Source organism: Actinoplanes sp. KI2 (assembly GCF_025630775.1).
GTDB lineage: Bacteria > Actinomycetota > Actinomycetes > Mycobacteriales > Micromonosporaceae > Actinoplanes.
In genome coordinates this window covers 1-25,411 of sequence record NZ_JAOSZE010000063.1, presented here as the reverse complement: position 1 = coordinate 25,411, position 25,411 = coordinate 1, and the positions used below count along the sequence as shown (strand labels likewise).

Below are 25,411 nucleotides of genomic sequence, written 5' to 3'. Positions count from 1 at the left end.
CACACCGATTGTGCCCGAGAACTGGAGGTCATCTAGTGGCTACCGTGCGTCGCCTCGCGTTCGGCCCCCAGGTTTGCGGCAACGTCGAGGAGGGCTCCGCCCGGGAGTGGCTGCTGACCGACGGACGCGGCGGCTACGCGATGGGCACCGTCAATGGCCTGCGCACCCGCCGCTACCACGGTCTTCTGATCGTGGCCGGGGAAACACCGGCCACCCGCCGCCTCGCGCTGGCCGCGCTCGACCCGATCGTCGTGCTGCCCTCGGGCGCGTCGGTGCGGCTCGCCACGCACGAATGGGCGGATGGGACGATCGCCCCCCGCGGGCACGAACTTCTCGCCGGTTTCGAGCTGGTCGACGGCCTGCCCCGGTGGCGCTGGCGGATCGGTGACGTGGTGCTGGAGCGGGAGATCGCGATGGTGCACGGCCGGCCCGCGGTCGCCGTGGTGCACCGGCTGCTCACCGGCGGCCCGGTCAGCCTCTCCCTGGAGGCGCTGGTCACCTGGCGGGACAGCCACGGCGAGCGCACCGCGTGCGGTCCGGCGCCGGCCGTCGAGTCCGACGAGAGCGGATGCGTGGTCGAGCGGGCGTACCGCTTGCGCGGCCCGGCCTTCCGCACCGCGGGTGTGTGGTGGCGCGGGGTGCGGCACCGCGCGGAGGCGGCCCGCGGCCTGCCACCCCAAGAGGATCTTTGGTACGCCGGAAGCTTCCACGCCGAACTGCGGCAGCCGGGCGCCACCGCCGAGGTCCGCGCCTGGGCCGGCGACCTGGACGACCAGCCGCCCGCACCGGCCCAGGTGGTCGACGCGGCGCGGGCGCGCCACCGGGCGGTGGTCCGGGCCGCCCAGCCGGCCGACGACGCGCAGGCCACCCTCGCGCTGTCCGCCGACTCGTTCATCGTGCGGACCGCGGCGGGCGTCGACGTGGTGGCCGGATACCCGTGGTTCGGCGCCTGGTCGCGGGACACCATGCTCAGCTACGAGGGCCTGTTCCTGACCACCAACCGGGCCGCCGAGGGGCGGGAGCTGCTGATCTCGTACGCGGAAACGCTCTCCGAGGGAATGCTGGCCAACACCGCGGACACCGGCAGCGTCGAGTACAACACCGCGGACGGCACGCTGTGGTTCCTGCACGCGGTCGGCCGGCACGTGGCCACCACCGGCGACGTCGACCTGGCCGCCGAGTTGTTGCCGGCGCTGCTCGACGTGGTCGATCACCACCTCACCGGCACCCGGTACGGCATCGGCGCCGACCCGATCGACGGGCTGCTCCGGCAGGGCGCCGCCGGGGAGGCGCTGACCTGGATGGACGCCCGGGTGAACGGGGTGCCGGTGACCGCGCGGACGGGCAAGCCGGTCGAGGTCAACGCGCTCTGGGTGAACGGGCTGGCCACCGTGATCAAGCTGGCCTGGCAGGCGCGAACCGGCGCCGGCACGGCGGTGCGGGCGCATCCGGACGCGCTGACCGGGTTCGCCCGGCGATTCCCGGCGCCGACGGGGTGGCTGTACGACGTGGTGGACGGGCCGGCCGGCGACGATGCGACGCTGCGGCCCAACCAGTTGCTGGCCTGGTCGCTGCCGTACGCGCCGCTGCGCCCGGAGCCGGCCACCCTGCAGGCGATCGGCTCGGCGCTGATGACCCCGCTCGGGCTGCGCAGCCTCGCCCCTGGCGCGCCCGGCTACCACGGCGTGCACCGCGGCGGTCCGGCGGCGCGGGACACGGCGTACCACAGCGGCACCGTCTGGCCCTGGCTGACCGGGCCGTTCGTGGCCGCCTGGCACCGGCTGGGCGTCGCCGCCGACCAGACCATCTCGGACGCCGACGACCACCTCGGCGAGTACGGCCTGGGCTCGGTCTCCGAGACGGCGGACGGCGACGCGCCGCACGAGGCGACCGGCTGCCCGTTCCAGGCCTGGTCGGTGGCCGAGACGCTGCGCGCCCGGCGGCTCTAGGGCGGTGGCTTCAGGGCGTAGAGCGTCCCGGTCGTCCCGACGACGAAGATCCCGGTCGGGTCGGACGCCGGCTCCATTGCGAAGCGGTCGCCGGTCGCGTTGCGCCACAGCTCCTCGCCGCTGCGCGCGTCCAGCCCGGCCAGCGTCCCGTCCGGATAGGCCACGTCGACCTCGGACGAGCCGGCCGCCGGGAAGCCCGCCTTGGCCGGCCTCGGGTACCGCCACAGCACCTTCGCCGTGTCCGGTTCCCAGCCGGCGATCGAGCCGTCCGCGGCGGCCGTGTAGAGCACGCTCCTGCCACCGGCGATGCGCACGATCGGGGTGGCCTGCGAGATGCCGCTCAGCTCGGCGCCGTCGGCCACGCGGACACACCGTACGGTCCGGTTGTCGATCGTCACGCACGCCGCGTTGCCCGCCGCGACCGGGCCGTCGGTGGCCTTGCCCACCCTCGTGACCCACCGCTGCGTGCCGGTCGGGCTCACGCCGTACAGCTTCCCGTCGCCCGAGGCGACCACGACGATGCCGCTCACCACGAGCGGAGGCCGGTTCATCTCGCCCGGGGTGTGCAGGCGCCAGCGCCGACTCCCGCTGCCGATCCGGTACGCGTCGAGCACACCGTTGCGCCCGACGGCGTAGGCGAGCGGGGAGCTCGCCACCGCCCGCGCCCCGGTCGGCGCGCCGACGCTCCGCCGCCACAGCACCGCGCCGCCGTCCGCGTCGATCCCGGTCACCTCACCGTCCCCGGTGGTGGCCACCACGACGTCCCCGTCGATCCGGGTCGACACGCGCAGGCCCGCGCCCAGCGTGACCTGCCAGTCGAGTTTGCCGTCCGCGCGCCGGAAGGCTCGCAGCGTTCCGTCCTGCCCGCCCACGACGATCCGCTGGGCGCTGACCGCCGGCGGCCCGGTCGCCCCCGCGCCGGTCGCGACCCGCCACAGCACGGCGGCCTCGGTGCCGCCCGCGGACCCGGACGCCGGGGCCGAGGTGGACGGCGGGGTCCCGGCGGCGGCCCGACCGCCCGGGTCGTCGCGGTCCACGGGCCAGGCGATGGCCGCGGCGACCGTGGTGACGGCCAGCAGCACCGCGGCGGTCCCGCCGATCACCGGCCAGCGATACGACCGTCGTTCGGCAACCGCCGGTACCGGAGTCGGGGTCGCCACCACCGCGGTCGACAACCCCCGCGGCGACGGCAGCGGGTGCGGCGCCGTCGGCTCCGCGTTCCAGGCCGGATGGCGGGGCGACGACGGCGGACCCACCGGATCCGGCTCGCGACCCGGAACGGATGCCCGGCCGACGACGGTCGCCGGGGGCAGCGGCCCGCACGGCTGCGGGTGGTCGACCCCGACCTGGCCGCCCAACGACTTCGCCGACCCGTACGTGGCGATCACCGGCGCCGCGACACCGCAGAGCTGGGCCGCGCCCAGCGCGATCCCGCTCTCGGCCCGGTCGAGGAGCGTGACCGGCCGGCCGAGCGCCCCCGACACCATCTGGTGGACCAGCGGGATCCGCGACGACCCGCCGGCCAGCACCACGCGGCGCAGCCGGCCGGCCGGCACCGACGCCGAGTCCAGCGCCCGCCGGACGGCCGCGACCGTCTCGTGGATCGCCGGCCCGATCATCGCTTCGAGGCTGTGCCGCCGGATGCTCACCCGGGTGTGCAGCCGCGGCAGCGCCACCTCGATCTCGGCCCGGGTGTCGAAGGACAGCGCCTCCTTGGCCGCCACGCACTCGCGCCGCAGCCGGGCCAGCGCTTCGAACACCGCCGGATCGTCCGGGTCGAGTCCGGCGAGCCGGTCGCCCAGCGTCGCCCGCACGAGACTCAGCATCGCCTCGTCGAAGTCGGCCCCGCCCAGCTGCTCGACGCCCTCCGGCTCACCGAGCAGCTCGAAGCCGTCGGCCGTACGGAGCAGCACGGCCGCGTCGAAGATGCCGCCGCCCAGGTCGTAGACGAGCAGGGTCTCGCCCAACCCGACCCGGCTGGTCGCCGCGTAGCGCGTCGCCAGGGCTTCCGGCTCGGCCCGCAAGGTCACCTCCGGCAGGCCGGCCAGCCGGGCCGCCTCGAGCAACCGGTCCCGCTTGTACCTGCCCCAGACGGCCGGGTGGGTGAGCACGACCCGGCTCGGCGGCCCGCCCCGCCCCTCGGCGGCGGTGGCGGCCACCTGCCGCAGCAGCACGGCGGCCAGCTCTTGCGCGGCGAGCGGCGACTCGTCGAGGTCCGCCGGCACCGGGTCGCCGATCCGCCGCTTGAAATCCCGGGCCAGCCGGGCCGGGTCGGTGTCGCCGCGCTGCTCCGCCGCCGCGCCGACCAGCGGCTCGCCGTGCTGCGGCCGATAGACCAGGGTGGGCATCTGCGGCCCCGGGAATCCGAGCGGGACAGTCTCCAGCGAACCGTCCACGTTGACCGCGGCGGCCGTGCAAGTCGTCCCGAAGTCGATCCCGAGGCCGTACTCCACCACCCCTCAAATGCTAGGAGCGGGAATCGAACGCGAGAAGACCTCAGAACTGTCGGTGCTCGGCCATCGCGGCAAAGAACTCGACCAGCCCGCGCGGGGCGTCGTCGCGGAAGCACATCTCCAGGCTGTCGACGGCTTGGGTGGCGATCTCGGCGGCCCGCGCGACCATCGGCGCCTCGTACGCCTCCAGCGCCGCCGCGCGGTCGCCGGGGTGGGCGGCGATGGCCCGGCCCAGGTCGGCACCGTCGATCAGGGCGAGGTTCGCGCCCGCGCCGGCGAACGGCGACATCAGGTGGGCGGCGTCGCCGAGCAGGGTCACGCCCGGCTTGCGCCGCCAGCGATGCCCGATCGGCAGGCCGTGGATCGCCCGCGGGGTCAGCTCGCCGTCCCCCTCGCTGATCAGGTCGAGCAGCTCGGGCGCCCAGCCCGCGAACTCACCGAGCAGTGCCGCCTTGCCCCGCACGGGGTCGGCCCAGTCGATGCCGCCGAGCCAGTCCTGCGGCTTGCGCAGCGCGACGTAGATGTGCACGCTGTCGTCCGGCTCCCGATGCGCGAGAAAGCCCTGCCCGGCGCCGAGCGCGAACAGCATCCCGCCGCCGACGACCTGGGCCGGCCCGGGGTGCCGCCGGTCCGCGTCGAAGTGGTCCACCTCGACGAACGAGATGCCCAGGTACGCCGGCGTCGCCTCGGTGAGCAGCGGCCGCACCCGCGACCAGGCGCCGTCCGCCCCGACCAGCAGGTCGGCGGTCACCGTCCCGCCCCCGGTCAGGGTGATCTCGTGCCGCCCGCCGGCCGACTCGCGCGCCGCGGTGACGCCGCTGCCCCACCGGATCGTCCCGGCCGGCAGCGAGTCGAGCAGGATCTGCCGCAGCCGCCCCCGCTCCACCTCGGGCCGCCCGCGTCGCGGGTCATCGGGTTCGTCGACATGGACCGCGCCGGTCCGGTCGAGCACCCGCATCGCCTGCCCACCGGGGTGGATGATCGCCCGGAACTGCTCGATCAGCCCCGCCTCGCGCAGCGCGACCTGCCCGTCCTCCTCGTGGATGTCGAGCATCCCGCCCTGCTTGCGCGCGGTCGGCGAGCTGTCGAGCTCGTAGATGGTCGCGGCGATGCCGTGCACGTGCAACGTCCGCGCGAGCATCAGCCCACCCAGCCCCGCCCCAACGATCGCAATCTCCGGCTGCTTCATGATCTCCCCCAGGTGCCCTCAGAACACGTTCCCGATGAACACGTTCGCCGCTATCAGAACACGATCGTAACGAACATGTTCGTTCAGCGCCACCCCACAGCCCCGGCCTTTCCTTATCCGAGGACTCAACCTGCCGATGGAGCGGCTGAACTTTCGACGAGCGGAAGGCCAGGCGCGTCCCATGAAGTACCACCTTGTTGCGGCGGCCGTGGCCGCGAGCCTGTCGGTGTCCGGCCTCGCCGGCTGCGGATCCGGGGACGGCCACGCGACGCCCGCCGCCAAGGCAAGCTCCGCCCATGCCACGCCGGTCCTGACGGTGAAGGCGGCCGGAGAGACGTATCTGAAGCTCAGTGCCGCCTCGAACGCTGCCCGTGAGGCCTGGATGTCCGCACCGGCGCCGACCGCGCAGAACCTCGCCAAGCACAAGCGGCTCGCGGCGCGTGCGGCGGACGCCACTGTCGCCTTCTCCCAGGGGCTTCGGGCACATCGCTGGCCCGGCCGGGCCCAGCCCTACGTCACCGCCCTGGACAAGGCGCTCCAGGAGCGCGCGGCCGCGTACCGGCGGGTCGCCGCGGCCGGCACCGTGTCCGCCTATCTGGCGGCCGCGGCACAGGTCCCGGTGACCACCAGCCTGACCGCCGACGTACGCAAAGCACTCGGCCTGCCGGAAGCCGCAATCGTCAAGGGTGTGACTCCGCGCTAGCGAGCTCCGGCGACAACCGTCAGCGGCTGCTGTCCGCGATCGCGTCCAACTCGAACCGATGCAGCAGCCCCGGGGCGAACATCGCCGCGATCGCCAGCAATGCGACCAGCGTGAACGCCGTACGCAGGACGATGGTTTCGATCTTGCCGCCGACTCGGACCGCCATCCCGTTGGGGACGCCGACCATCCGCCACATCCGCCGGCCGGTCGGTATCGGCCACAGGATCGGCACCCCGGCCGACGTGATGATGTCGCCGAGCAGGTGGACGACGCACCCGAAGCCGACCGCGAAGCCGAGCATCGGATAGCCGCGATCTCCCGGCAGCCGCGCCGCCGTGAACACCGCGATCGACGCCGAGCACAACGTCACGATCAGCCAGCCCGCGCGCTCGGCCCATTCGTCGAACAGCCCGCGCAGCGCGAGCCCGGCCATGAGGAAGATGATGCCGACGACCGCCCACTTGCCGTAGTGCGTGGCCAGCGCCGTGGTACCCCACCCGACCAGCGCGGCGAACGGCAGCGTGTGGGTGAAGGTGCGGTGCCCGTTGTGCCGGTGCGGGTCGCGGGCCAGGCGGGTCGCGCTGTAGATGCCGAGCGACACCTTCTCGATCACCTCGGCCACGAACAGCGAGAACACCCCGAACGTCCGGGCCACCGTGGCGCCGCCCTGGTTACGGGTGACCTTGCCGGAGAGGTCCAGGTCGGGCAGCAGCGCGCCGCCCGCGCAGACCGTGGCGCCGAGCCCGACCGCCAGCGGCGACTGGTGGTAGCCCGCGAACGTGTCCAGCGCCCAACTGCCGGCCAGCCAGGCTGCCGCCCCCGACAGGGCGTGCGACGGACCCATCATCTGTGTTGACCCTCCCCGCGCAAACCCGGTCACTCTCGCAGAGCGGGGAGGGGTGATCAACGACCCGGCCGTCCACTATGGAACGTGGCGGCTCGGCGCGTTCCAGGGCGCCACCCGGTCGTGGTAGCCGTAGCGGCTCCAGCGCGCGTGCCGCACCAGACCCATGACCAGGAACACCAGCGGGATGGCCGGCCAGAAGAAGTGCGCACCGGAGAGCACCCAGAGGCCGGTCAGAAAGAGCGCCGTCAGCACCACGAAGCTGGTGTGCCGGCGCAGGTGTCGGCGTGTCGCGAGACGCGCCTGCGGAGTGGCGGCCAGAGCACGCCGGCCCCCGTCGGGGAGATCTGCCGTCAGCGGGCCGAGCTCGTCGCGATACTTTGCTGCGTACGCGGAGGCCAGGCGCTCCTCGCCCTCCTCCAGGGTCAGCCGACCCTCGGTCATCGCCGCGCGCAGGATCTCGGCGATCTGCTCGCGTTCCTGGTCGGAGGTGCGCATCCGGGCCGGGCCGTTCCAGTTCTCGCTCATGCCCTCTACGGTCCGCTCGCCTCGCCCTCCGGGCGTCGGCTCGCCGTCGCATCTTTCCTGCGGCTTCTGGGTGCTTCTGCGGCATTTCCCGTACGTCCGGGGACCGTCCCGTACGACCAGGGTCGTACGCCGCCCGTACCGGGGATCAGACCACGCTCCGATGCGGCCCGATCGCCGGTTGCCGTAGGTTCGGCCGCATGGAAGAGACACGCCCCTGGGGGCCACCCTGGCGGCAGGATCGCCGCACCGGGCGGTTCCATCCCCGGGTCGGGGTCGGCGCCGCGGTGGTGGCCGGCTTCTTCCAGGTCGTCGGCGCCAACAACGCCGCCGCCGAGGGTGGCGTGTTCCGGCCGATGACCCCGCTGGTGTATGCGTTGTTGCTGATCGGCCCGTGCGCCCTGCTGTGGCGGTGGCGGTTCCCGGTCGCGGCCTTCGTCGTGTCCGGGGCGGCATCGCTCGTGTTCGCCACCTTCTCCGCGCCGCGCTGGACGATCGCGGTCGCCCCCGGCATAGCGCTGTTCAACCTCGCCAAACGCGGCCACGCCCGGGCGGCGATCGGCTGCGCCGGCGTGGGCTACGCGGCGTACCTCGCGGTCTGCTGGGTCTTCGCCGACCGGCTCGGCGTGCCCGCCGACGCCCGGGCCGACCTGCGCTCGGCCGTGCTGCTCGCGGTCGGGTTCGCGGTGCTGATCTTCCTCGGCGGGGCGGCCAAGGTTCGCGGCGAGCACATGGCCGAGATGATGAAGGTGCGGGCCGAGCGGGCCCGGGTCAAACAGGAGCAGGAGCGCCGGCAGGCCTCGGAGGAGCGGCTGCGGATCGCCCGCGAGCTGCATGACGTGCTCGGCCACCACCTGTCGCTGATCAACGTGCAGGCCGGCGTCGGGCTGCACCTGATGGACAGCCGGCCCGAGCAGGCCCGCGAGGCGCTGGCGGCGATCAAAACGGCGAGCGCGGAGGCGTTGCGCGAGGTTCGCACGGTGCTCGACGTGATGCGCGCCGACGACGAGGCGGCCCCGCGTCAGCCCGCGGTCAGCCTCAACCGCCTCGGCGACCTGACCGCCGACGCCGGCCTGCCGATCACCACGAAGGTCACCGGCGACGAGCGGCCGCTGCCGCCCGAGGTCGACCGCGCGGCCTACCGGATCGTGCAGGAGGCGCTGACCAACGTCCGCAAGCACGCGGGCGCCGGCGCGACCGCGTCGATCGCGGTGGACTATCTGCCGACCGCGCTGCACCTGGCGATCCGCAACGAGGGCCCGGCCGTCGAGACCGGCGACGCGACCCCGGGCGAGGGCACCGGCATCGCCGGCATGCGCGAGCGCGCGCAGAGCCTCGGCGGCAGCGTCGAGGCCGGCCCGGTCGAGGGCGGCTTCCTGGTGTCGGTGCTGCTACCGACCCCCGACGACCCGCCCCGCCCGGATCGCCACTACGACTACGACCACGATCTCGAGGGCGGGAGGGCCGGATGATCTCGGTGTTGCTGGCGGACGACCAGGCACTGGTGCGGGCAGGCTTCCGGGCGCTGCTCAACGCCGAGCCGGACATCCGGGTGGTGGCCGAGGCGGCCGACGGGCTCGAGGCGGTCAAGCAGACCCAGCAGACCCATCCCGACGTGGTGCTGATGGACATCCGCATGCCGGGCGTCGACGGGCTCGAGGCGACCAAGCGGATCGCCGCCGATCCGGCGCTCGCCGAGACGCGGGTGGTCATCCTGACCACGTTCGAGCTGGACGAGTACGTCTTCGAGGCGCTCCGGACCGGCGCGTCCGGGTTCCTGGTCAAGGACACCGAGCCGGTCGAGCTGCTGCGCGGGGTGCGTGCGGTGGCGGCCGGGGACGCGTTGCTGTCGCCGAGCGTGACCCGGCGGGTGATCGGGGAGTTCGCCGGAAAGGGCGCGCTGGGCCGGCCGATCGCCCGGCCGGCCCAGCTCGACCTGCTGACCGACCGCGAACGGGAGGTGCTCGTCCTGGTCGCCGAGGGTCTGTCCAACGACGAGATCGCCACCCGCCTGGTGATCAGCCCGGCGACCGCGAAGACCCACGTGAGCCGCACGATGATCAAGCTGGCCGCACGGGACCGGGCCCAGTTGGTCGTCTACGCCTACGAGGCCGGCCTGATCCGCCCCGGCTGGCTGACCTGACCCCCACCGCGCGTGAGCGGCCGGCCGCGATGGGATGATTCCACTATGGACGGCGAGGAGTTGCTGACGGCTCGGCTCTCGTTGCGGCGCCCGACCCCCGCCGACATCGAGGAGATCTTCCGCATCCATCGCGACCGGCAGGCGTGCGCGCACAACCCCGCCGACATGCTCGCCACCCGCAGCGACGCCGCGGACCGCTACCGCCGGTGGGCGGAGCACTGGGACCGGCACGGCTTCGGTTACTGGGTCATCCGCCGACGGGACGGCCATCGGCACGCGGCCGTCGCCGGGTTCTGCGGCCTCAAGCTGATGCGGCTCCACGATCGGGACGTCCTCAACCTGTTCTACCGCCTTGATCCGCCGGCCTGGGGTGACGGCGTGGCCACCGAAGCGGCGACCGCGGTCGTCGCCTGGGCGATCACGCACGTCGCCGGTCTTCCGGTCGTCGCTCGCGTCCGGCCCGGCAACATCGCATCGAGGACGGTCGCGATGCGAGCCGGCTTGTGTCGCGCCGAGCACCTCGACACGGACGGGGAAGATGGTCTCGACCGGGTCTATGCCAAAAACTGGCACGACGAGCTTTAGACGTCGCGGCGGGCGAACACCAGGAAGGCGGCCGCCAGCATCACGGTCCCGAACGCCGCGAGCACGCCGAACCCCGCCCAGGGCGCGAGCACTGACGGATCCGGCACCACGGTCACCACCCGCAGACCCGCCATCGACGGCCACCATTTGGCGACCCAGCGGGCCAGCGCCTCCGGCAGCGCCGCCGAGAAGATCGGGGCGAGCAGCAGCACCACGATCACGATGGTCAGCGCGCCCGCCGTCGATCGCAGCATCGCGCCCACCGCGAGCCCGAACAGCGCCGTCACCGCCAGATACAGCCCTGCGCCGAGCAGCGCGCGCAGCACCGGGCCGGAGCCGAGCGAGGCCGCCGCCAGCCCTTGGCCCGCGATGACCCGCTGGGCGAGGAGGAACGCCGCGACGCCACCGGCCCAGCCGATCACCAGCGCCACCGCGGCCGCCGTGGCCGCCTTCGCCGCCAGCAGCCGGCCGCGCACCGGTACCGCGGCCAGGCTGGGCCGGATGCTGCCGCTCGCGAACTCGCTGGTCACCACCAGCACGCCGAGCACGCCGACGGCGATCTGCGCGAGCAGCATGCCGGAGAGGCCGGCCGCGGTCGGGTCGAAGGCGGCCCGGTCGGCCGGGGTGCCGGAGACCGCGAGCTCGTGGGCCTTGCCGAAGCTGAACAGCGCACCCAGCCCGACCATCAGCGTCAGGACGGCGGCCGTCGTCCACAGCACCGACCGCAGCGAGCGCAGCTTGATCCATTCGGCGCGGAGGACGCTCATCGCGCACCCCCGCTGAACTCCACGCTCTCCGCGGTCATCGCCATGAAGACCTCTTCCAGCGAACTCCGGCGCGGGCTCAGTTCGGTCAGGACGGTCCCGCTCGCCAGGGCGAGCTTTCCCACGCCGTACGCGTCGATGCCGCCGACCAGCAGGCCGCCGTCGTCCTGAGCGACCACCGTGGCACCGGCCCCGCGCAGCGTCTCGGCGAAGCCGGCGTCCGCGGCCCGCACGACCATTCCCGCTGCCGTCTGCGACGCTGCCGTCTGCGACGCTGCCGGCTGCGAGGCGAGGAACTCGGCCAGGGACGTGTCCGCGATCAGCCGGCCCTTCCCGATCACCACGAGGTGGTCGGCGGTCTGCTCCATCTCGCTCATCAGGTGGCTGGAGACGACCACGGTCCGCCCCTCGGCGGCGAGGCCGCGCATCAGCGTCCGGGCCCAGGCGATCCCGCTCGGGTCGAGACCGTTGACCGGCTCGTCGAAGAGCAGGATCGGCGGGTCGCCCAGCAGCGCGCCGGCGATGCCGAGGCGCTGGCTCATGCCGAGCGAGTAGGTCCCGGCCGCCTTGCCCGCCACCGCGGTGAGGCCGACCAGGTCGAGCACCTCGTCGACCCGGCGGCGCGGCAGGCCGTTGCTGGTCGCCAGCGCGAGCAGGTGGTTGCGGCCGGACCGGGCGTGGTGCACCGCTCGCGCGTCGAGCAGCGCCCCGGCCTCCCGCATCGGCACGGGCAGGTCCCGGTATCGGCGCCCGCCGAGGAGCGCGCTGCCGGCGGTCGGCCGTTGCAGGCCGAGCGTCATCAGCATGGTGGTGGTCTTCCCGGCGCCGTTGGGCCCGAGGAAGCCGGTGACCACGCCCGGTCGGAACGTGCAGGTCAGGTCGTCGACCGCGGTGGTGTCGCGGTAGCGCTTGGTGAGTCCGCGCAGTTCAATCATGCCGAGAGCCTGGCGCCCGCGGCTGCGAACGGGGTCAGAGGTCCTGAGTGCCCTCTGTGCTCGCCAGACATATCCGAAATGTCGCTCCGGTGCCTCCGGGGACGACCTCGATCCGACCGCCGTGCGCCTCCACCAGCGACCGTACGATCGCCAGCCCCAGCCCATGACCGGTGGTCCGAGAGGCGTCCCCGCAGGAGAAGCGGTCGAACAAACGATCTTCCTGCCCGGGCGGGATACCCGGCCCGCTGTCGGCGATCTCCAGGACGGCGTCCGTGCCGACCCGCCCCACCCCGATCCGCGCCGGCGCGCCCGGCGGGGTGTGCGCGTGCACGTTCCCCACCAGGTTGACCACGACCTGCCGCAGCCGCGCCTCGTCCCCCAGCACCGGCGCCGCCGCGCCCTCCCCCGCCCCGCCCGGCCCGGTGATCCGCACCGGCCGATCGGGGTCGAGCGCCCGCAGGTCGGCCAGCGCCGAGGCCGCGAGCGTCCGCAGATCCATCGGCTCGAGGGAGAGCACCGGCCCCTGCACGTCGAGCCGGGCCAGCAGCAACAGGTCTTCGACCAGCGCGGCCAGCCGCCCCGCCTCGGTGTCGATCCGGCGCAGCGTCCGCTCGACCTCCGCCGGCGACGACACGCCGCCCATCAGCGCCAGCTCGGTCGACCCCTTGATCCCGAACAGCGGCGTGCGCAGCTCGTGGCTGACGTCCGCGACGAACTGCCCGCGCGCCGCGAAGGCCCGGTCGAGCTGGGCGAGCATGCCGTTGAGCGCGGCGGTGAGCCGGCCGATCTCGGCGCCCGGGCGTGCCCCGCCGGGGATCCGATGGGAGAGGTCGCCCGCGGCGATCGCCGTGGCGGTCTCCTCGATCGCCCGCAGTGGCCGCAGTCCCGCCCGTACCAGAAACCAGCCGGCCGTTCCCAGCGCGGCGATCAGCAGCAGCCCGGTGATCGCGCAGATCAGCTGCAAGCGGCGGACGGTGCCGTCCACCACGGAGAGCGAGCCGGCCACCGCGACCGAGCCGCCGGCCGGCCGGGCCACCACGATCGCCCGCCAGTTCCCGGTGCTGAAGAGCGGGCGCGGCACCGCCGACACCTCGGGCGCCACCGCGCTGGTGTGCACCGAGCTGATCACCCGGCCGCCCGGGTCGAAGTAGACGATCGCCATGTCCGCCACCAGGTCGAGCCCGCCGCCGGCCCGCCGGGTGACGTCCGCACCGGGCGGCCCGAGCGCCGACGGGTCGACCCGGGCCATCAGCTGGGCGAGCGGCGTCAGCTGCCGGTCCACCCGCTCGACCAGGTGCCGTCGCAGCGCGCCCAGCACGACCGCGTCGCTCGCCACTATCCCCACGACCAGCAGGACCGTGGTGATCAGCAGCAGCCGGACCTTCACCGGCGGGGCACCCGCAGCACGTACCCGACGCCGTGCACGGTGTGGATCAGCTTCGGCTCGGCGGTGTCCACCTTGCGGCGCAGATAGCTGATGTAGGTGTCCACGATGCTGGTGTCCCCGGCGAAGTCGTACCGCCAGACCTCCTCGAGGATGCGCCGTTTCGGCACGGTTTGCCCGGCGTGCCTCAGCAGGCAGTGCAGCAGCCGGAACTCGGTGGGCGACAGCCGCACCGGCCGGCCCGCCCGGCTGACCGCCTGGTCGAGCGGGTCGAGCGTCAGGTCGCCGGCGGCCAGCGCGCCCTCGCCGCCGCCGGCCGCCCGGCGCAGCACCGCGTGGATGCGCGCGATGAGCTCGGGCAGGTGGAACGGCTTGGTCACGTAGTCGTCCGCGCCCAGGGTCAGCCCGTTGACCTTGTCCTCGGGTGCGTCCCGGGCGCTGAGGAACAGCACCGGCACGTGCCGCCGGCCGGCCCGCAGCCGCCGCACCACCTCGAAGCCGTCCATCCCGGGCAGCATCACGTCGAGCAGGATCAGGTCGGGCGGGTCGTCGGCCGCGCCGCGCACCGCCTCGTCGCCGGTGGCGGCGGTGCCCACCTCGAAGCCGGCGAACCGCAGCGCGTCGGCGAGCAGGCCGCGCACGGTGTCCTCGTCGTCGACCACCAGCAGCCGGGCCATGCCACCGAGGCTAGCCAGGCGCGGTTGAGATGCCGCTGTGAGTGTTCGCAGGCGTCCTGGGAAAACTGTCGTACCCGCTCCGGAGAATGGAGGGCGTGCTGGTAGCGGTGTCGCCCGACGGGCGCCTTCAAGACCTGCGGGCCGATGGTTCGCCCGCCGGTCCGCCGCGGCCGGTCGCCGATCTCGCCGCCGCGATCGCCGAGCGCGAGGCGGCCGACCAGCCCCGCTGGGTGTGGCCGGCCACCGCCGATCTCTATCCGATGCTGCTGCGGGCCGGGGTGCGGGTGGCCCGCTGCCATGACCTCGAGCTGACCGAGGCGCTGCTGCTCGGCCACGCCGGCCGCTGGGGCGCGCCCCGATCGCTCGCCGCCGCCCGGGCCCGCCTGCTCGGCCTGCCCGTGCCGCCCGACCCGCCGCCGCGCCAGCCGGACCCGCCGGGCTTCGCCCAGGGCGCGCTCTTCGAGACCACCTCCGCTCCGCCGGCCGCCGCCGGCTTCGACGTGCTTGCGGCCGTTCAGCTGGTGTACGCCGATCAGCTCGCCCGGATCGGCGCCGCCGAGCACCCCGGCCGGTTCCGCCTGCTGGTCGCCGCCGAGTCGGCCGGCGCCCTGGTCGGGGCCGAGATGGGCCACGCCGGGCTGCCCTGGCGCGCCGACGTGCACGATCAACTGCTGCGCGAGCTGCTCGGCCCACCCCAGCCGGTCGGCCCGCCACGCCGGCTCGCCGAGCTGACCGCCGAGATCAACGAGGCGCTCGGCCTGCGCGGCCTGCACCCCGACTCCCCGGCCGAGGTGGTCCGGGCCTTCGCGCGCAACGGCGTCGACATCCCCAATACCCGGGCCTGGGTGCTCAAGCGGGTCGACCACCCGGCCGTGCGCCCGCTGCTGGAATACAAAGAGCTCTACCGCATCTGGACGGCGCACGGCTGGGCCTGGTGCGACGCCTGGGTGCGCGACGGCCGTTTCCGCCCGGAGTACGTTCCGGGCGGCGTGGTCTCCGGCCGGTGGGCGACCCGCGGCGGCGGCGCGCTGCAGGTGCCCAAGGTCGTGCGCCGCGCGGTGATCGCCGACCCGGGGTGGCGGTTCGTGGTCGCCGACGCCGGCCAGCTGGAGCCGCGGGTGCTCGCCGCGGTCTCCGGCGACCGCCGGCTGGCCGCGGCCGCGGCGGCCGGCGATCTTTACGCGGCGCTCGCCACCGACTCGTTCGACGGCGACCGCGCCAAGGCCAAGGTCGCCCTGCTCGGGGCGATGTACGGGCAGACCGGCGGCGCCGCGATCCCGGCCCTCGCGGTGCTGCGCAAGCGCTACCCGGTGGCGTTCGAGTTCGTCGAGGCGGCGGCCCGCACCGGCGAGGCCGGCGGCCTGGTCCGCTCCTGGCTGGGCCGCACCTGCCCGCCGGCGGCCGCCGCCTGGCGGGACGCGGGTCTGGATCCGCCCGAGGAGGCGGGCTCGGCCGAGATGCCGCAGGGCGGTGCGTCCGGCCGCGCCCGGGGCCGCTTCACCCGCAACTTCGTGGTCCAGGCCACCGCCGCCGAGTGGGCGCTGGTGCTGCTGGCCACCCTGCGGACGGCGCTGGAGGACAGTAAGGCCGAACTCGTCCTGTTCGTGCACGACGAGGTGGTGGTGCACTGCCCGGAGGAGGAGTCGGCCCGGGTCGCCGACGCGGTGACCGCCTCCGCCGTCGAGGCCGGCCGCCTGCTGTTCGGGGAGACCGCGGTCCGATTCCCGCTCGACGTCTCAGTAGTTGGCGCGTACGCCGACGCCAAATGAGATTGCGGTACCTTGGATGGTCCGAAGCGAGAGGCGCTGCAACGGGGTGACACCCGCCACGCTCGCTCGGTGAATTCCGACCAAGGGCGCCTCCGTTGCAACCACGGAGGTGGGTCGGTATGGAGAGAAGTGCCCGGATTGCTGAGCTGAAAGGCCTGCTTGCGGAGCGCATCCTGGTTCTCGACGGCGCCTGGGGCACGATGCTGCAGGGTGCCAAGCTCAAGCCCGAGGACTACCGCAACGAGCTGATCCCGGCCGACCATCCGCAGGACGTGACCGGCGACCCCGACGTGCTCATGCTCACTCGCCCCGACGTGATCCTCGACATCCACCGGCAGTACCTGGCGGCCGGCGCGGACATCACCACGACCAACACGTTCACCGCCACCAGCATCGCCCAGGCCGACTACGGCCTCGAGTCGCTGGTGAAGCAGATGAACGTCCGCGGCGCGCAGCTGGCCCGCCAGGCCGCCGACGAGGCCGAGGCCCGGGACGGCAGGCCGCGGTTCGTGGCCGGCTCGGTCGGCCCGCTGAACGTCACGCTCTCGCTGTCCCCCAAGGTCGACGACCCCTCCTATCGCGCGGTCACGTTCGACCAGGTCAAGGCGGCGTACGCGGAGCAGATCGCGGCGCTCGCCGAGGGCGGTGTCGACCTGCTGCTGATCGAGACGATCTTCGACACGCTGAACGCGAAGGCGGCCGTCGCGGCCGCCCACGAGGTCGCCCCCGACCTGCCACTGTGGATCTCCGTGACGATCGTCGACCTCTCCGGGCGTACGCTCTCCGGCCAGACGGTGGAGGCCTTCTGGCGCTCGATCGAGCGCGCCCACCCATTGGTCGTCGGCGTGAACTGCGCGCTCGGCGCGACCGAGGCGCGACCGCACGTGGCCGAGTTGGCCCGCCTTTCCGATGTCTTCGTCGCCTCCCACCCCAACGCGGGTCTGCCCAACGCGTTCGGCGGCTACGACGAGACCCCCGAGCAGACGGCGGCATTGATCGGCGAGTTCGCCAGCGCCGGCCTGGTGAACATCGTCGGCGGCTGCTGCGGCACGACCCCGGCGCATATCAGACGAATCGCCGAAAGTGTCCGAGACGCCGCGCCGCGCGCGATCAACCCGCCACCGGCGACCACCCGGTTCAGCGGCCTCGAGCCGTTCGAGATCGGCCCGGACACCGGCTTCGTCATGATCGGCGAGCGGACCAACGTCACCGGCTCGGCCCGGTTCCGCCGGCTGATCGAGGCCGACAACTACCAGGGCGCCGTCGACGTGGCCCTCGACCAGGTGCGCGGCGGCGCCAACCTGCTCGACGTGAACATGGACGCCGACCTGCTCGACAGCGAGCAGGCGATGACCACCTTCCTCAACCTGATCGCCACCGAGCCCGAGGTCGCCCGGATCCCGATCATGATCGACAGCTCCAAGTGGAGCGTGCTCGAGGCCGGGCTCAAGTGCGTGCAGGGCAAGGGCGTGGTCAACTCGATCAGCCTCAAGGAGGGCGAGGAGGTCTTCCTCGATCACGCCCGCCGGATCAAGGACTTCGGCGCCGGCGTGGTCGTGATGGCCTTCGACGAGCAGGGCCAGGCGGACACCCGGGACCGGAAGGTCGAGATCTGCGGCCGCGCGTACGACCTGCTGGTGAACGTGGCCGGGTTCGCCCCCGACGACATCATCTTCGACCCCAACGTGCTGGCCGTCGCGACCGGCATCAGCGAGCACAACGGGTACGCGAAGGCGTTCATCGAGGCCCTCCCGCTGATCAAGGAGCGCTGCCCGGGCGCCCGCACCAGCGGCGGCATTTCCAACCTCTCGTTCTCCTTCCGCGGCAACGACGTGGTCCGCGAGGCGATGCACTCGGCGTTCCTCTTCTACGCCGTGCAGGCGGGCCTGGACATGGGCATCGTCAACGCCGGTCAGCTCGCCGTCTACCAGGACATCCCGGCCGACCTGCTGGAACTGGTCGAGGACGTGCTCTTCGACCGGCGTCCGGACGCCACCGACCGGCTGGTGAGCTTCGCCCAGACCGTCACCGGCAAGGGCAAGCAGCGCGAGGTCGACCTGTCCTGGCGCGAGGCGCCGGTCGCCGAGCGGCTGTCGTACGCGCTGGTGCACGGCATCGTCGACTACATCGAGGACGACACCGAGGAGGCCCGTCAGCTGCTCCCGCGGCCGCTCGACGTGATCGAGGGCCCGCTGATGGACGGTATGAAGATCGTCGGCGACCTGTTCGGCTCCGGCAAGATGTTCCTGCCCCAGGTGGTCAAGAGCGCCCGGGTGATGAAGCGCTCGGTCGCCTACCTCGAGCCGTTCATGGAGGACGAGAAGGAGCAGGCCCGCGCCGCCGGCATCGTCGAGACCGGCCGCGGCCAGGGCAAGGTCGTGCTGGCCACGGTCAAGGGCGACGTGCACGACATCGGCAAGAACATCGTCGGCGTGGTGCTGGGCTGCAACAACTACGAGGTGATCGACCTCGGCGTGATGGTGCCGGCCGCGAAGATCCTGGACACCGCGGTGGCCGAGGGCGCCGACGTGATCGGCCTGTCCGGCCTGATCACCCCGTCGCTCGACGAGATGGTGTCGGTCGGCGCCGAGATGGAGCGGCGCGGCCTCAAGCTGCCGCTGCTGATCGGCGGGGCGACCACCTCGAAGCAGCACACCGCGGTGCGGATCGCCCCGGCGTACGGCGCCTCCACGCTGCACGTCCTCGACGCGTCCCGGGTGGTCGGCGTGGTCTCCGACCTGCTCGACCCCGATCGCGCCGAGCAGCTCGACCAGGCGAACCGCGCCGACCAGGAGCGCCTGCGCGAACAACACGCCAAGCGGCACGCCCAGCCGCTGCTGACCCTCGAGCAGGCCCGGGCCAACCGCGAACAGGTCGACTTCGCCGAGCTCCCGACGCCGGCCTTCACCGGTGTCCGGGTGGTGGAGCCGTCGATCGCCGAGCTGCGCGAGATGGTCGACTGGACGTTCCTGTTCCTGGCCTGGGAGCTCAAGGGCAAGTTCCCGGCGATCCTCGAGCAACCGGTGGCCCGCGAGCTGTGGGACGACGCCAACACCCTGCTCGACAAGATCATCGCGGAGGGCTCGTTCCAGGCCCGCGGCCAGTACGGCTTCTGGGGCGCGCACGCCGAGGGCGACGACATCGTGCTCACCGTGCCCGATCGTTCTGGCGGCGTGAGGTTCCCGATGCTGCGCCAGCAGACCGAGAAGCCGGCCGGCCGGGCCAACCGCTGCCTGGCCGACTACATCGCACCCCAGGGCGACCACCTGGGCGGCTTCGCGGTCGCCATCCACGGCGCCGACGAGCTGGCCAAGCGCTACGAGGCGGAGAAGGACGACTACCGGGCCATCATGGTCAAGGCGCTGGCCGACCGGCTCGCCGAGGCGTTCGCCGAGTACCTTCACCTCCAGGCCCGCCGCGAGTGGTTCGAGCCCGGCGCCCAGCCCAAGCTGGAGGACCTGCACGCCGAGCGGTTCCGCGGCATCCGGCCGGCCCTCGGCTACCCGGCGAGCCCCGACCACAGCGAAAAGAAGGACCTCTTCGAGCTGCTCGGCACCGACGCGATCGGGGTGGGACTGACCGAGTCGTACGCGATGACCCCGGCCGCCGCCGTGAGCGGCCTGATCTTCGCGAACCCGGCGTCCCGCTACTTCACCGTGGGCCGCCTCGGCAAGGACCAGATCACCGACTACGCCACCCGCCGCGGCATGACCGTCGACGAGGTCGAGCGCTGGCTGCGCCCGAACCTCGCCTACGAGATCGACTGATTTGCGACGCCTGCGGCCAGCCCTTCCACCAGCGGAAACTCGTCGAAGGGCTGGTCGTAGTCGCCGAAGTGCCCGTCGTTGCGCACGATCTGCGTCCCGCCGAGCCGATCGAACATGGCCCGCCCCTGCCCCGCGTCGCAGCCGTACGGGTCGACCGCCGAGTTGACGAAGTAGATGTCCCGCACGTGCGCGCGAATGGCATCCCAGTCGTACTTCTCCTGCAGCACCGGCTCGTCCGAGGTGTTCGGCGGCGTGCAGTACCCGGCCACCAGAACCGCCCGCGCCACCGTCACGTCCAGGTGCTCCAGCAGCGCCAGCAACAGCGCCGCCCCACCCGAGTGCCCGATCAGGACAGTCTCCTCGTCGAACCGATGCGCACTCAGCACCTTCGGCAGGAACTCCCCGATCGGCTCCACATTCAGCCCCGGATAGTGCGGCACCTCAACGGCAAATCCACGCTCCCGAAGCCGCCCCGCCAGCCACGGATACCACGCCACATCCGGGTTGCCCCCGGTGCCATGAAAGATGATCGCTTTCGCCGTCATCCCCGAACGATAACGACCACAACCGCCGCGCACGGCCCCGCCCGGCCACCCGTTCGGAACGGGCCGCAATGATCTGGCGGCACGTCGCGAGGCACCGCCGGGGTCGGCCGCGCATCATCGAGCGGGGAGAGAGGTGGATCAGGCCGCTTGCTGCTCGATCCGGCGGGCCGCCTCGAGCAGCAGCTCACGGGGGATCTCGACGAGCAGCTCGCCGTTCGGAACGGCGATGCCGGTGACCGCGCCGCCCTGCACCAGCACGGTGTCGCGGTCGGTCGTGTAGACGGTCGGACAGGTGCCTCCGCCGCACAGGCTGATCACCAGTCGCGCGGCAGGCTCCGGGGTGACCGGCGGACCGTCAGCGACGACCAGGTAGTCGGCGTCCTCGTGGTTCGTCATACCGTCACGGTAGAAAACCGCGGTGAGCCGAGACAAGTGCGTAAGATTTCAGGCCAAACCCTAGTTCGGCAGCAACATTCGCGCGTAGCGCTTCTCGTAGTCGTTGAGGATGTTGCCGGCGTCGGGCAGGGCGACCGCTTCGAGCAGGTCGAACACCCGCCGGTAGGTGTGGACGATTTTGGCGCCGCGGGCCTTGAGCGTCGAGTTGAAGAGGTCGACGCTGACCCAGCGGTCGTCGGCGACGTAGAACCCGTGGAACGGCGCGATCGGCAACTCGGCGTCGTCCCCGATGATCCGCAGGCGGACGTTCGGATAGGCGGCCAGCTCGCGGAGCCGGGCGATCTGCGCGATCATCGCCGCCGGCTCGCAGACCTGGTTCCGCAGGACCTGCTCGGTCATCAGGAAATGAAACGACCGATCGGGCAGAAGAAGGATCCCGGCGCGCTGGACGCGGGCGTTGACCGCGTTGGCCACCGCGATCGCGGAGTCGGCGACCCGCGCGTCGTCCAGCCCATCCTTCAGTCCGGACAGGACGGCCCGGGCATAGACGTCGGTCTGCGCCAGACCGGGCACGACGGCCGGCTGGAAGACCCGGATCTCCTTGGCCGGCTTCTCGATCCGCGCCGTCTCGTCCTGTCGTTCCGCGAGATCCAGGCTTTCCGGGAGCCAGTCGGTGAGCCGCTCGTCGACGCGCTCGACCATGGCGACGACCTTTTCCACGTCGTCGGCCGGTACGCCGAGCTCCCTGCCGAGCGCTCGGATGTCGCTGGGCTCGGCGGCGATGACCCCGGTCTCCAGGCGAGAGATGCGGCTCTGGGTCATGCCGACCCGGTCGCCCAAGGCCTGACCGGTCAGTCTTCGCTGCTTACGCCAGCGGGCGAGGATCGCCCCGACGGGCTGGCCGGTGAAGTCGGGAGAGTCGGCCATCGCAGCCCGCCTCCCTCCAGCCCACCAAAATCTATGTTATGCACCCGCCTGCAGGGCGGCGGCCAGCAGCTCCGCCGGAATCTCGACCAACTGCTCACCGGCCGGCAGGTTGATGTCTACATTGTCCGCGGACACGGTATAGCCCTGTACGACCAGGGTGCCCCGATCCGTCCGGTAAACAGTCGGACAGCTGCCGCCCCCGCAGAGCGTGGCGACCAGAGCCAGTTTCGGCGCGGGAACCACAGTGTCCGTCACGCCCCCGTTGTCATAGTTCACGGGGGAAAATGATACCGGGCACGGTACGCCGACGGTCAAGTCGATCTAGGAATATTCAACTTCTGCTCAACGTACTCAGACGACGAGACCCGCACAAGAACTCCGGAGTCACGGACCGATATGGAGCCTGGCCGCACATCTGACGCTGAGTCACTGGATTCGCAAGATGAAATTTGCTCATGCGCATGGCCATTGCCAATCCCTGCATAGCGGCGCATATTCAGGAGTGAGGGTCACGGAGACGTAGCGAGTTCTCCCGATCCGATCCACGGTCGGTGATCGCGAGCCTCCTGGACGACGATGTCGCAACCCTCACGGTGCATATGCGCGGTGATCCCGGGTGGACACCAGGATCGGAGGCCGACATGAGCGGATACGTTGTGATCGTCGCCGCGGGCGCGCTGGCGGTTCTCATCCTGACCGAGATCGTCGCGGCCGTGCTGCCGGTCGTCATTGTCATCGCGGCCGTCCCGCCGGAGGAGCGGGACGCGCTCGCCAGGCTCCTCGCGGCCTGCGACAGCAGCCGCAAACTGCGTCTTTGGCCGGCTCTCCGGGCGGCGGTCCGGGCCCGGCGCGCCGAGTCCGAACACCTGCACTGATCAAGCCTCGCTGGAGCGGGCCCAGAGGTTGATGCCGGACTCGGTGGCGTACTTGTCGATCTCGGCCAGTTCCTCGTCCGTGAAGGACGTGTTGTTCAGGGACGCCACGTTGTTCTCCAGTTGGGCGACGCTGCTCGCGCCCAGCACCACCGACGTCATCCGGGGGTCGCGGATCGACCAGGCGATCGCCATCTGGGCCAGCGACTGACCGCGCCGGGCGGCGATGTCGTTCAGCTGCCGGATCTTGTCCAGGTTGTCCGGCGAGAGCAGACCGGCGGAGAGCGACTTGTGCTCGGTGGCCCGCGAGCCCGACGGCACGCCGTTCAGATAGCGATCGGTGAGCATCCCCTGGGCCAACGGCGAGAAGCCGATGCACCCGGCGCCGACCGACTCGAGCGTGTCGAGCAGGCCGTCGTGCTCGATCCAGCGGTTCAGCATCGAGTACGACGGCTGATGGATCAGCAGCGGCGTGCCCAGATCCCGCAGAATCGCGGCCGCCTCGGCGGTCTTGGCCGGCGAGTACGACGAGATGCCGACGTAGAGGGCCTTGCCGGCGCGTACGGCCGAGGCCAGCGCCCCCATCGTCTCGTCCAGCGGCGTTTCGGGATCGAGGCGGTGCGAGTAGAAGATGTCGACGTAGTCGAGGCCCATCCGCCGCAGCGACTGGTCGAGCGACGCGGTCAGGTACTTCCGCGATCCCCACTCCCCATAGGGCCCGGGCCACATGTCGTACCCGGCCTTGGTGGAGATCACCAGCTCGTCCCGGTAGGGGTGGAAGTCCGCGTGCAGGTGCCGGCCGAGGTTCCGCTCGGCCGAGCCGTACGGCGGGCCATAGTTGTTGGCCAGGTCGAAGTGCGTGATGCCGAGGTCGAAGGCGCGCCGCAGGATGTCCCGCTGCGTCTCGAACGGCTTGTCGTCGCCGAAGTTGTGCCACAGGCCGAGCGACACGGCGGGCAGCCGGAGACCGCTGCGGCCGGTCCGGCGGTACTCCATCGACAAGTAGCGGTCAGCGGAAGCGTCGAACACGGCAGTCCTCACGGAAGAAGGGCCAGGTCGTCGGCGGTCAGGGTCAGGTCGACGGCCAGGGCGGAGTCGGCGATGGTCTCGGGGCGGCTGGCGCCGGGGATCGGGATGACGACGGGCGACTTTGCGAGATGCCAGGCCAGGCAGACCCGCTGCGGGCTGACCCCGTAGCGGTCGGCGACCGTCACGAAGCCGCCGCCGAGCGAGCCCGCCCGGCGGATGCCGCCCAGCGGCGACCAGGACAGGAAGGCGATCCCCAGCGAGTCGCAGAGGGAGAGCTCGGGCGCCGAGGACAGGAACGACGGGGAGAACTGGTTCTGCACCGAGACCAGCCGGCCGCCGAGGATGTCCTGGGCCTCGAGGATCTGCCCCGGGTTCGCGTTGGAGACCCCGGCCATCCGGATCTTGCCGGCGTCGAGCAGGTCGCGGAGCGCGCCGATCGAGTCGGCCCACGGCACCCGCGGGTCGGGGCGGTGGTACTGGTAGAGGTCGATCGCGTCGACGCCGAGCCGCTTCAGCGACTCCTCGCATGCCTGGAAAATGTACGACGGCGAGCCGTTGATCGTCCAGCTGCCGTCGCCCGGCCGCAGGTGCCCGGCCTTCGTGCCGACCAGGACGGACGAGCGGTCGCCACCGTACGAGGCGAGCGCCCGCGCCACCAGGACCTCGTTGTGGCCGACCTCGTCGGCGTGGATGTGGTACGAGTCGGCCGTGTCGATCAGTGTGATGCCTGCGTCGAGCGCGGCGTGAATCGTCCGGATCGAGCGCTCGTCGTCGGGCCGCCCCTCGATCGACATCGGCATCCCGCCGAGCCCGATCGCGCCGACCGTGGTGTCGCCGATGCGACGGCTCTTCATGGGTCCTCCTCCCCAACCACAGTTACTACCCCGGCGAAGCACGGCCCGCCACCGAACTGTCGAAGATGGCGATTCCGGGCAAGATGAGGACATGAGCGAGAGTCTGTCCGTGGCCGTCCTCGGTGCCGGGATCATGGGCGCCGCGATGGCCCGCACCATTGCGAAGGCCGGGCACGACGTGACGGTGTGGAACCGCACGCCCGGCAAGGCCCGGGCGACCGGCCTGCCCACCGCGGCGACTCCGGCCGAGGCCGTCCGGCACGCCGACGTCGTGCTGACCATGCTGTTCGACGGCGACACCGTGCGCGAGGTGATCGAGCAGGCGGCGACCGCGCTGCGCCCCGGCACCTACTGGATCCAGTCGACCACCTCCGCCCCCGCCGACGTCGCGAAGCTGGCCGCGGCCGCCGCCGAACGCGGCGTGATCTTCTTCGATGCTCCGGTCCTCGGCACCCGCCAGCCCGCCGAGGCCGGCCGGCTGACCGTGCTGGCCGCCGGCCCCGAGGAGTACCGGGCAGCGGTGCAGCCGATCTTCGACGCGGTCGGCACCCGCACCACCTGGACCGGCACCGACGCCGCCGACGCCGGCGCCACCAGGCTCAAGCTGGTCGCCAACAGCTGGGTGCTGGCCGTGACCCACGGCGCCGCCGAGACGCTGGCGCTGGCCAAGGGCCTCGGCGTCGACCAGGCCGCGTTCTTCGACCTGATCGCTGGCGGCCCGCTCGACCTGGGCTATCTCCGCGCGAAGGCACAGCTCATCCTTGACGACCGGCTGTCGCCGGCCAGCTTCGCGGTGAACACGGCCGAGAAGGACGCCCGCCTGATCGTCGATGCGGGCCGAGACCATGGCGTACGCCTGGACGTGGCCGAGGCCGGCGCCGAGCGCTTCCGCCGGGCGGCCGCGCAGGGCCACGCCGACAAGGACATGGCCGCGTCCTATCTGGCCAGCTTCGACTGACTCTTCCGCAATTTTCCCGTACAAGGTGATGAAGGGCCGTGCTGAACCACGCTGCTTACTTGACGGCGCCGGCGGTCAGTCCTGCTTGGATTTGTCGTTGGAAGATGGCGTAGATGATGATCATGGGGAGGATCGACAGGGTC

23 protein-coding genes and 1 pseudogene are annotated in these 25,411 nt (G+C 72.3%); 9 read left to right on the top strand and 15 right to left on the bottom strand.

The features are described 5' to 3' along the window. Window positions 1–44 precede the first annotated feature (44 nt). Window positions 45–1,949, top strand: coding sequence for an amylo-alpha-1,6-glucosidase (locus ODJ79_RS42075; protein ID WP_263029322.1), 1,905 nt, complete (start codon window positions 45–47; stop codon window positions 1,947–1,949). Here ODJ79_RS42075 and ODJ79_RS42070 read toward each other — a convergent pair. Next, complete coding sequence (locus ODJ79_RS42070) at window positions 1,946–4,405, bottom strand: Hsp70 family protein (RefSeq protein ID WP_263029321.1); 2,460 nt, start codon at window positions 4,403–4,405, stop codon at window positions 1,946–1,948. The two genes, ODJ79_RS42075 and ODJ79_RS42070, sit on opposite strands and share 4 nt — an antisense overlap. 40 nt (window positions 4,406–4,445) lie before the next feature. Further along, window positions 4,446–5,591 carry an FAD-dependent oxidoreductase gene (locus ODJ79_RS42065; protein WP_263029320.1) on the bottom strand — a complete coding sequence of 382 codons (1,146 nt, stop codon included), beginning with the start codon at window positions 5,589–5,591 and terminating at the stop codon, window positions 4,446–4,448. A 136-nt stretch (window positions 5,592–5,727) separates the two neighbouring features. Between ODJ79_RS42065 and ODJ79_RS42060 the strand changes: the two genes are divergently transcribed. After that, the gene (locus ODJ79_RS42060) at window positions 5,728–6,294 is read left to right on the top strand and encodes a hypothetical protein (protein ID WP_263029319.1); all 567 of its coding nucleotides are present in this window, start codon (window positions 5,728–5,730) and stop codon (window positions 6,292–6,294) included. A 19-nt stretch (window positions 6,295–6,313) separates the two neighbouring features. Here the strand turns inward: ODJ79_RS42060 and ODJ79_RS42055 are convergent, their stop codons facing one another. Continuing rightward, window positions 6,314–7,141 carry a metal-dependent hydrolase gene (locus tag ODJ79_RS42055; RefSeq protein ID WP_263029318.1) on the bottom strand — a complete coding sequence of 276 codons (828 nt, stop codon included), beginning with the start codon at window positions 7,139–7,141 and terminating at the stop codon, window positions 6,314–6,316. Between the two features lie 75 nt (window positions 7,142–7,216). Next, window positions 7,217–7,666 (bottom strand): DUF1707 domain-containing protein, encoded by a 450-nt coding sequence (locus ODJ79_RS42050; RefSeq protein ID WP_263029317.1) that lies wholly within the window; start codon window positions 7,664–7,666, stop codon window positions 7,217–7,219. Window positions 7,667–7,863: 197 nt separating this feature from the next. Here ODJ79_RS42050 and ODJ79_RS42045 point away from each other — a divergent pair, with 197 nt between their 5' ends. Genes ODJ79_RS42045 through ODJ79_RS42035 form a run of 3 tightly spaced genes read left to right on the top strand, consistent with a single transcriptional unit; the run spans window position 7,864 to window position 10,391 of the window. Beyond that, entirely contained in the window at window positions 7,864–9,135 is a 1,272-nt protein-coding gene (locus ODJ79_RS42045; RefSeq protein ID WP_263029316.1) for a sensor histidine kinase, read from the top strand. Continuing rightward, on the top strand, window positions 9,132–9,806 hold the full coding sequence (locus ODJ79_RS42040; protein ID WP_263029315.1) for a response regulator transcription factor: 675 nt from the start codon (window positions 9,132–9,134) through the stop codon (window positions 9,804–9,806). Before ODJ79_RS42045 ends, ODJ79_RS42040 begins: the two co-directional genes overlap by 4 nt. Before the next feature lie 45 nt (window positions 9,807–9,851). Beyond that, complete coding sequence (locus tag ODJ79_RS42035; RefSeq protein WP_263029314.1) at window positions 9,852–10,391, top strand: GNAT family N-acetyltransferase; 540 nt, start codon at window positions 9,852–9,854, stop codon at window positions 10,389–10,391. Here the strand turns inward: ODJ79_RS42035 and ODJ79_RS42030 are convergent. Genes ODJ79_RS42030 through ODJ79_RS42015 form a run of 4 tightly spaced genes read right to left on the bottom strand, consistent with a single transcriptional unit; the run spans window position 10,388 to window position 14,169 of the window. Further along, the gene (locus ODJ79_RS42030) at window positions 10,388–11,158 is read right to left on the bottom strand and encodes an ABC transporter permease (protein WP_263029313.1); all 771 of its coding nucleotides are present in this window, start codon (window positions 11,156–11,158) and stop codon (window positions 10,388–10,390) included. The genes ODJ79_RS42035 and ODJ79_RS42030 overlap by 4 nt on opposite strands. After that, window positions 11,155–12,090, bottom strand: a complete 936-nt coding sequence (locus ODJ79_RS42025) for an ABC transporter ATP-binding protein (RefSeq protein WP_263029312.1) — start codon at window positions 12,088–12,090, stop codon at window positions 11,155–11,157. The genes ODJ79_RS42030 and ODJ79_RS42025 overlap by 4 nt, the downstream gene beginning before the upstream one ends. A gap of 34 nt (window positions 12,091–12,124) precedes the next feature. Beyond that, window positions 12,125–13,477, bottom strand: a complete 1,353-nt coding sequence (locus ODJ79_RS42020) for a sensor histidine kinase (RefSeq protein WP_263029311.1) — start codon at window positions 13,475–13,477, stop codon at window positions 12,125–12,127. Next, window positions 13,474–14,169: a response regulator transcription factor gene (locus ODJ79_RS42015; protein WP_411267428.1), complete on the bottom strand. Its 696-nt coding sequence runs from the start codon at window positions 14,167–14,169 to the stop codon at window positions 13,474–13,476. The genes ODJ79_RS42020 and ODJ79_RS42015 overlap by 4 nt, the downstream gene beginning before the upstream one ends. Window positions 14,170–14,246: 77 nt before the next feature. Here ODJ79_RS42015 and ODJ79_RS42010 point away from each other — a divergent pair, with 77 nt between their 5' ends. Together ODJ79_RS42010 and metH are read left to right on the top strand one after the other, a co-directional pair. Beyond that, complete coding sequence (locus ODJ79_RS42010) at window positions 14,247–15,920, top strand: bifunctional 3'-5' exonuclease/DNA polymerase (protein ID WP_263029309.1); 1,674 nt, start codon at window positions 14,247–14,249, stop codon at window positions 15,918–15,920. 119 nt (window positions 15,921–16,039) lie between these two features. Beyond that, on the top strand, window positions 16,040–19,687 hold the full coding sequence (metH, locus tag ODJ79_RS42005) for a methionine synthase (protein ID WP_263029308.1): 3,648 nt from the start codon (window positions 16,040–16,042) through the stop codon (window positions 19,685–19,687). Here metH and ODJ79_RS42000 read toward each other — a convergent pair. The 4 genes from ODJ79_RS42000 to ODJ79_RS41985 form a co-directional block, all read right to left on the bottom strand. Further along, window positions 19,672–20,232, bottom strand: coding sequence for an RBBP9/YdeN family alpha/beta hydrolase (locus ODJ79_RS42000; RefSeq protein ID WP_263029307.1), 561 nt, complete (start codon window positions 20,230–20,232; stop codon window positions 19,672–19,674). The genes metH and ODJ79_RS42000 overlap by 16 nt on opposite strands. A 138-nt stretch (window positions 20,233–20,370) precedes the next feature. Further along, window positions 20,371–20,628 carry a hypothetical protein gene (locus ODJ79_RS41995; RefSeq protein WP_263029306.1) on the bottom strand — a complete coding sequence of 86 codons (258 nt, stop codon included), beginning with the start codon at window positions 20,626–20,628 and terminating at the stop codon, window positions 20,371–20,373. Between the two features lie 60 nt (window positions 20,629–20,688). Next, window positions 20,689–21,555 carry a helix-turn-helix domain-containing protein gene (locus tag ODJ79_RS41990; protein WP_263029305.1) on the bottom strand — a complete coding sequence of 289 codons (867 nt, stop codon included), beginning with the start codon at window positions 21,553–21,555 and terminating at the stop codon, window positions 20,689–20,691. A gap of 36 nt (window positions 21,556–21,591) precedes the next feature. After that, window positions 21,592–21,831: a hypothetical protein gene (locus tag ODJ79_RS41985; protein ID WP_263029304.1), complete on the bottom strand. Its 240-nt coding sequence runs from the start codon at window positions 21,829–21,831 to the stop codon at window positions 21,592–21,594. Window positions 21,832–22,196: 365 nt separating this feature from the next. Here ODJ79_RS41985 and ODJ79_RS41980 point away from each other — a divergent pair, with 365 nt between their 5' ends. Further along, entirely contained in the window at window positions 22,197–22,430 is a 234-nt protein-coding gene (locus ODJ79_RS41980) for a hypothetical protein (RefSeq protein WP_263029303.1), read from the top strand. Here ODJ79_RS41980 and mgrA read toward each other — a convergent pair whose 3' ends face one another. Continuing rightward, window positions 22,431–23,423, bottom strand: coding sequence for an L-glyceraldehyde 3-phosphate reductase (gene mgrA, locus ODJ79_RS41975; RefSeq protein ID WP_411267427.1), 993 nt, complete (start codon window positions 23,421–23,423; stop codon window positions 22,431–22,433). Between the two features lie 41 nt (window positions 23,424–23,464). After that, window positions 23,465–24,310 (bottom strand): aldo/keto reductase, encoded by an 846-nt coding sequence (locus tag ODJ79_RS41970; RefSeq protein ID WP_263029301.1) that lies wholly within the window; start codon window positions 24,308–24,310, stop codon window positions 23,465–23,467. Here ODJ79_RS41970 and ODJ79_RS41965 point away from each other — a divergent pair. Next, entirely contained in the window at window positions 24,294–25,268 is a 975-nt protein-coding gene (locus tag ODJ79_RS41965; protein ID WP_317620750.1) for an NAD(P)-dependent oxidoreductase, read from the top strand. The two genes, ODJ79_RS41970 and ODJ79_RS41965, sit on opposite strands and share 17 nt — an antisense overlap. Before the next feature lie 55 nt (window positions 25,269–25,323). Here the strand turns inward: ODJ79_RS41965 and ODJ79_RS41960 are convergent. Continuing rightward, a pseudogene (locus ODJ79_RS41960) lies at window positions 25,324–25,411 on the bottom strand (carbohydrate ABC transporter permease); the annotation flags it as partial.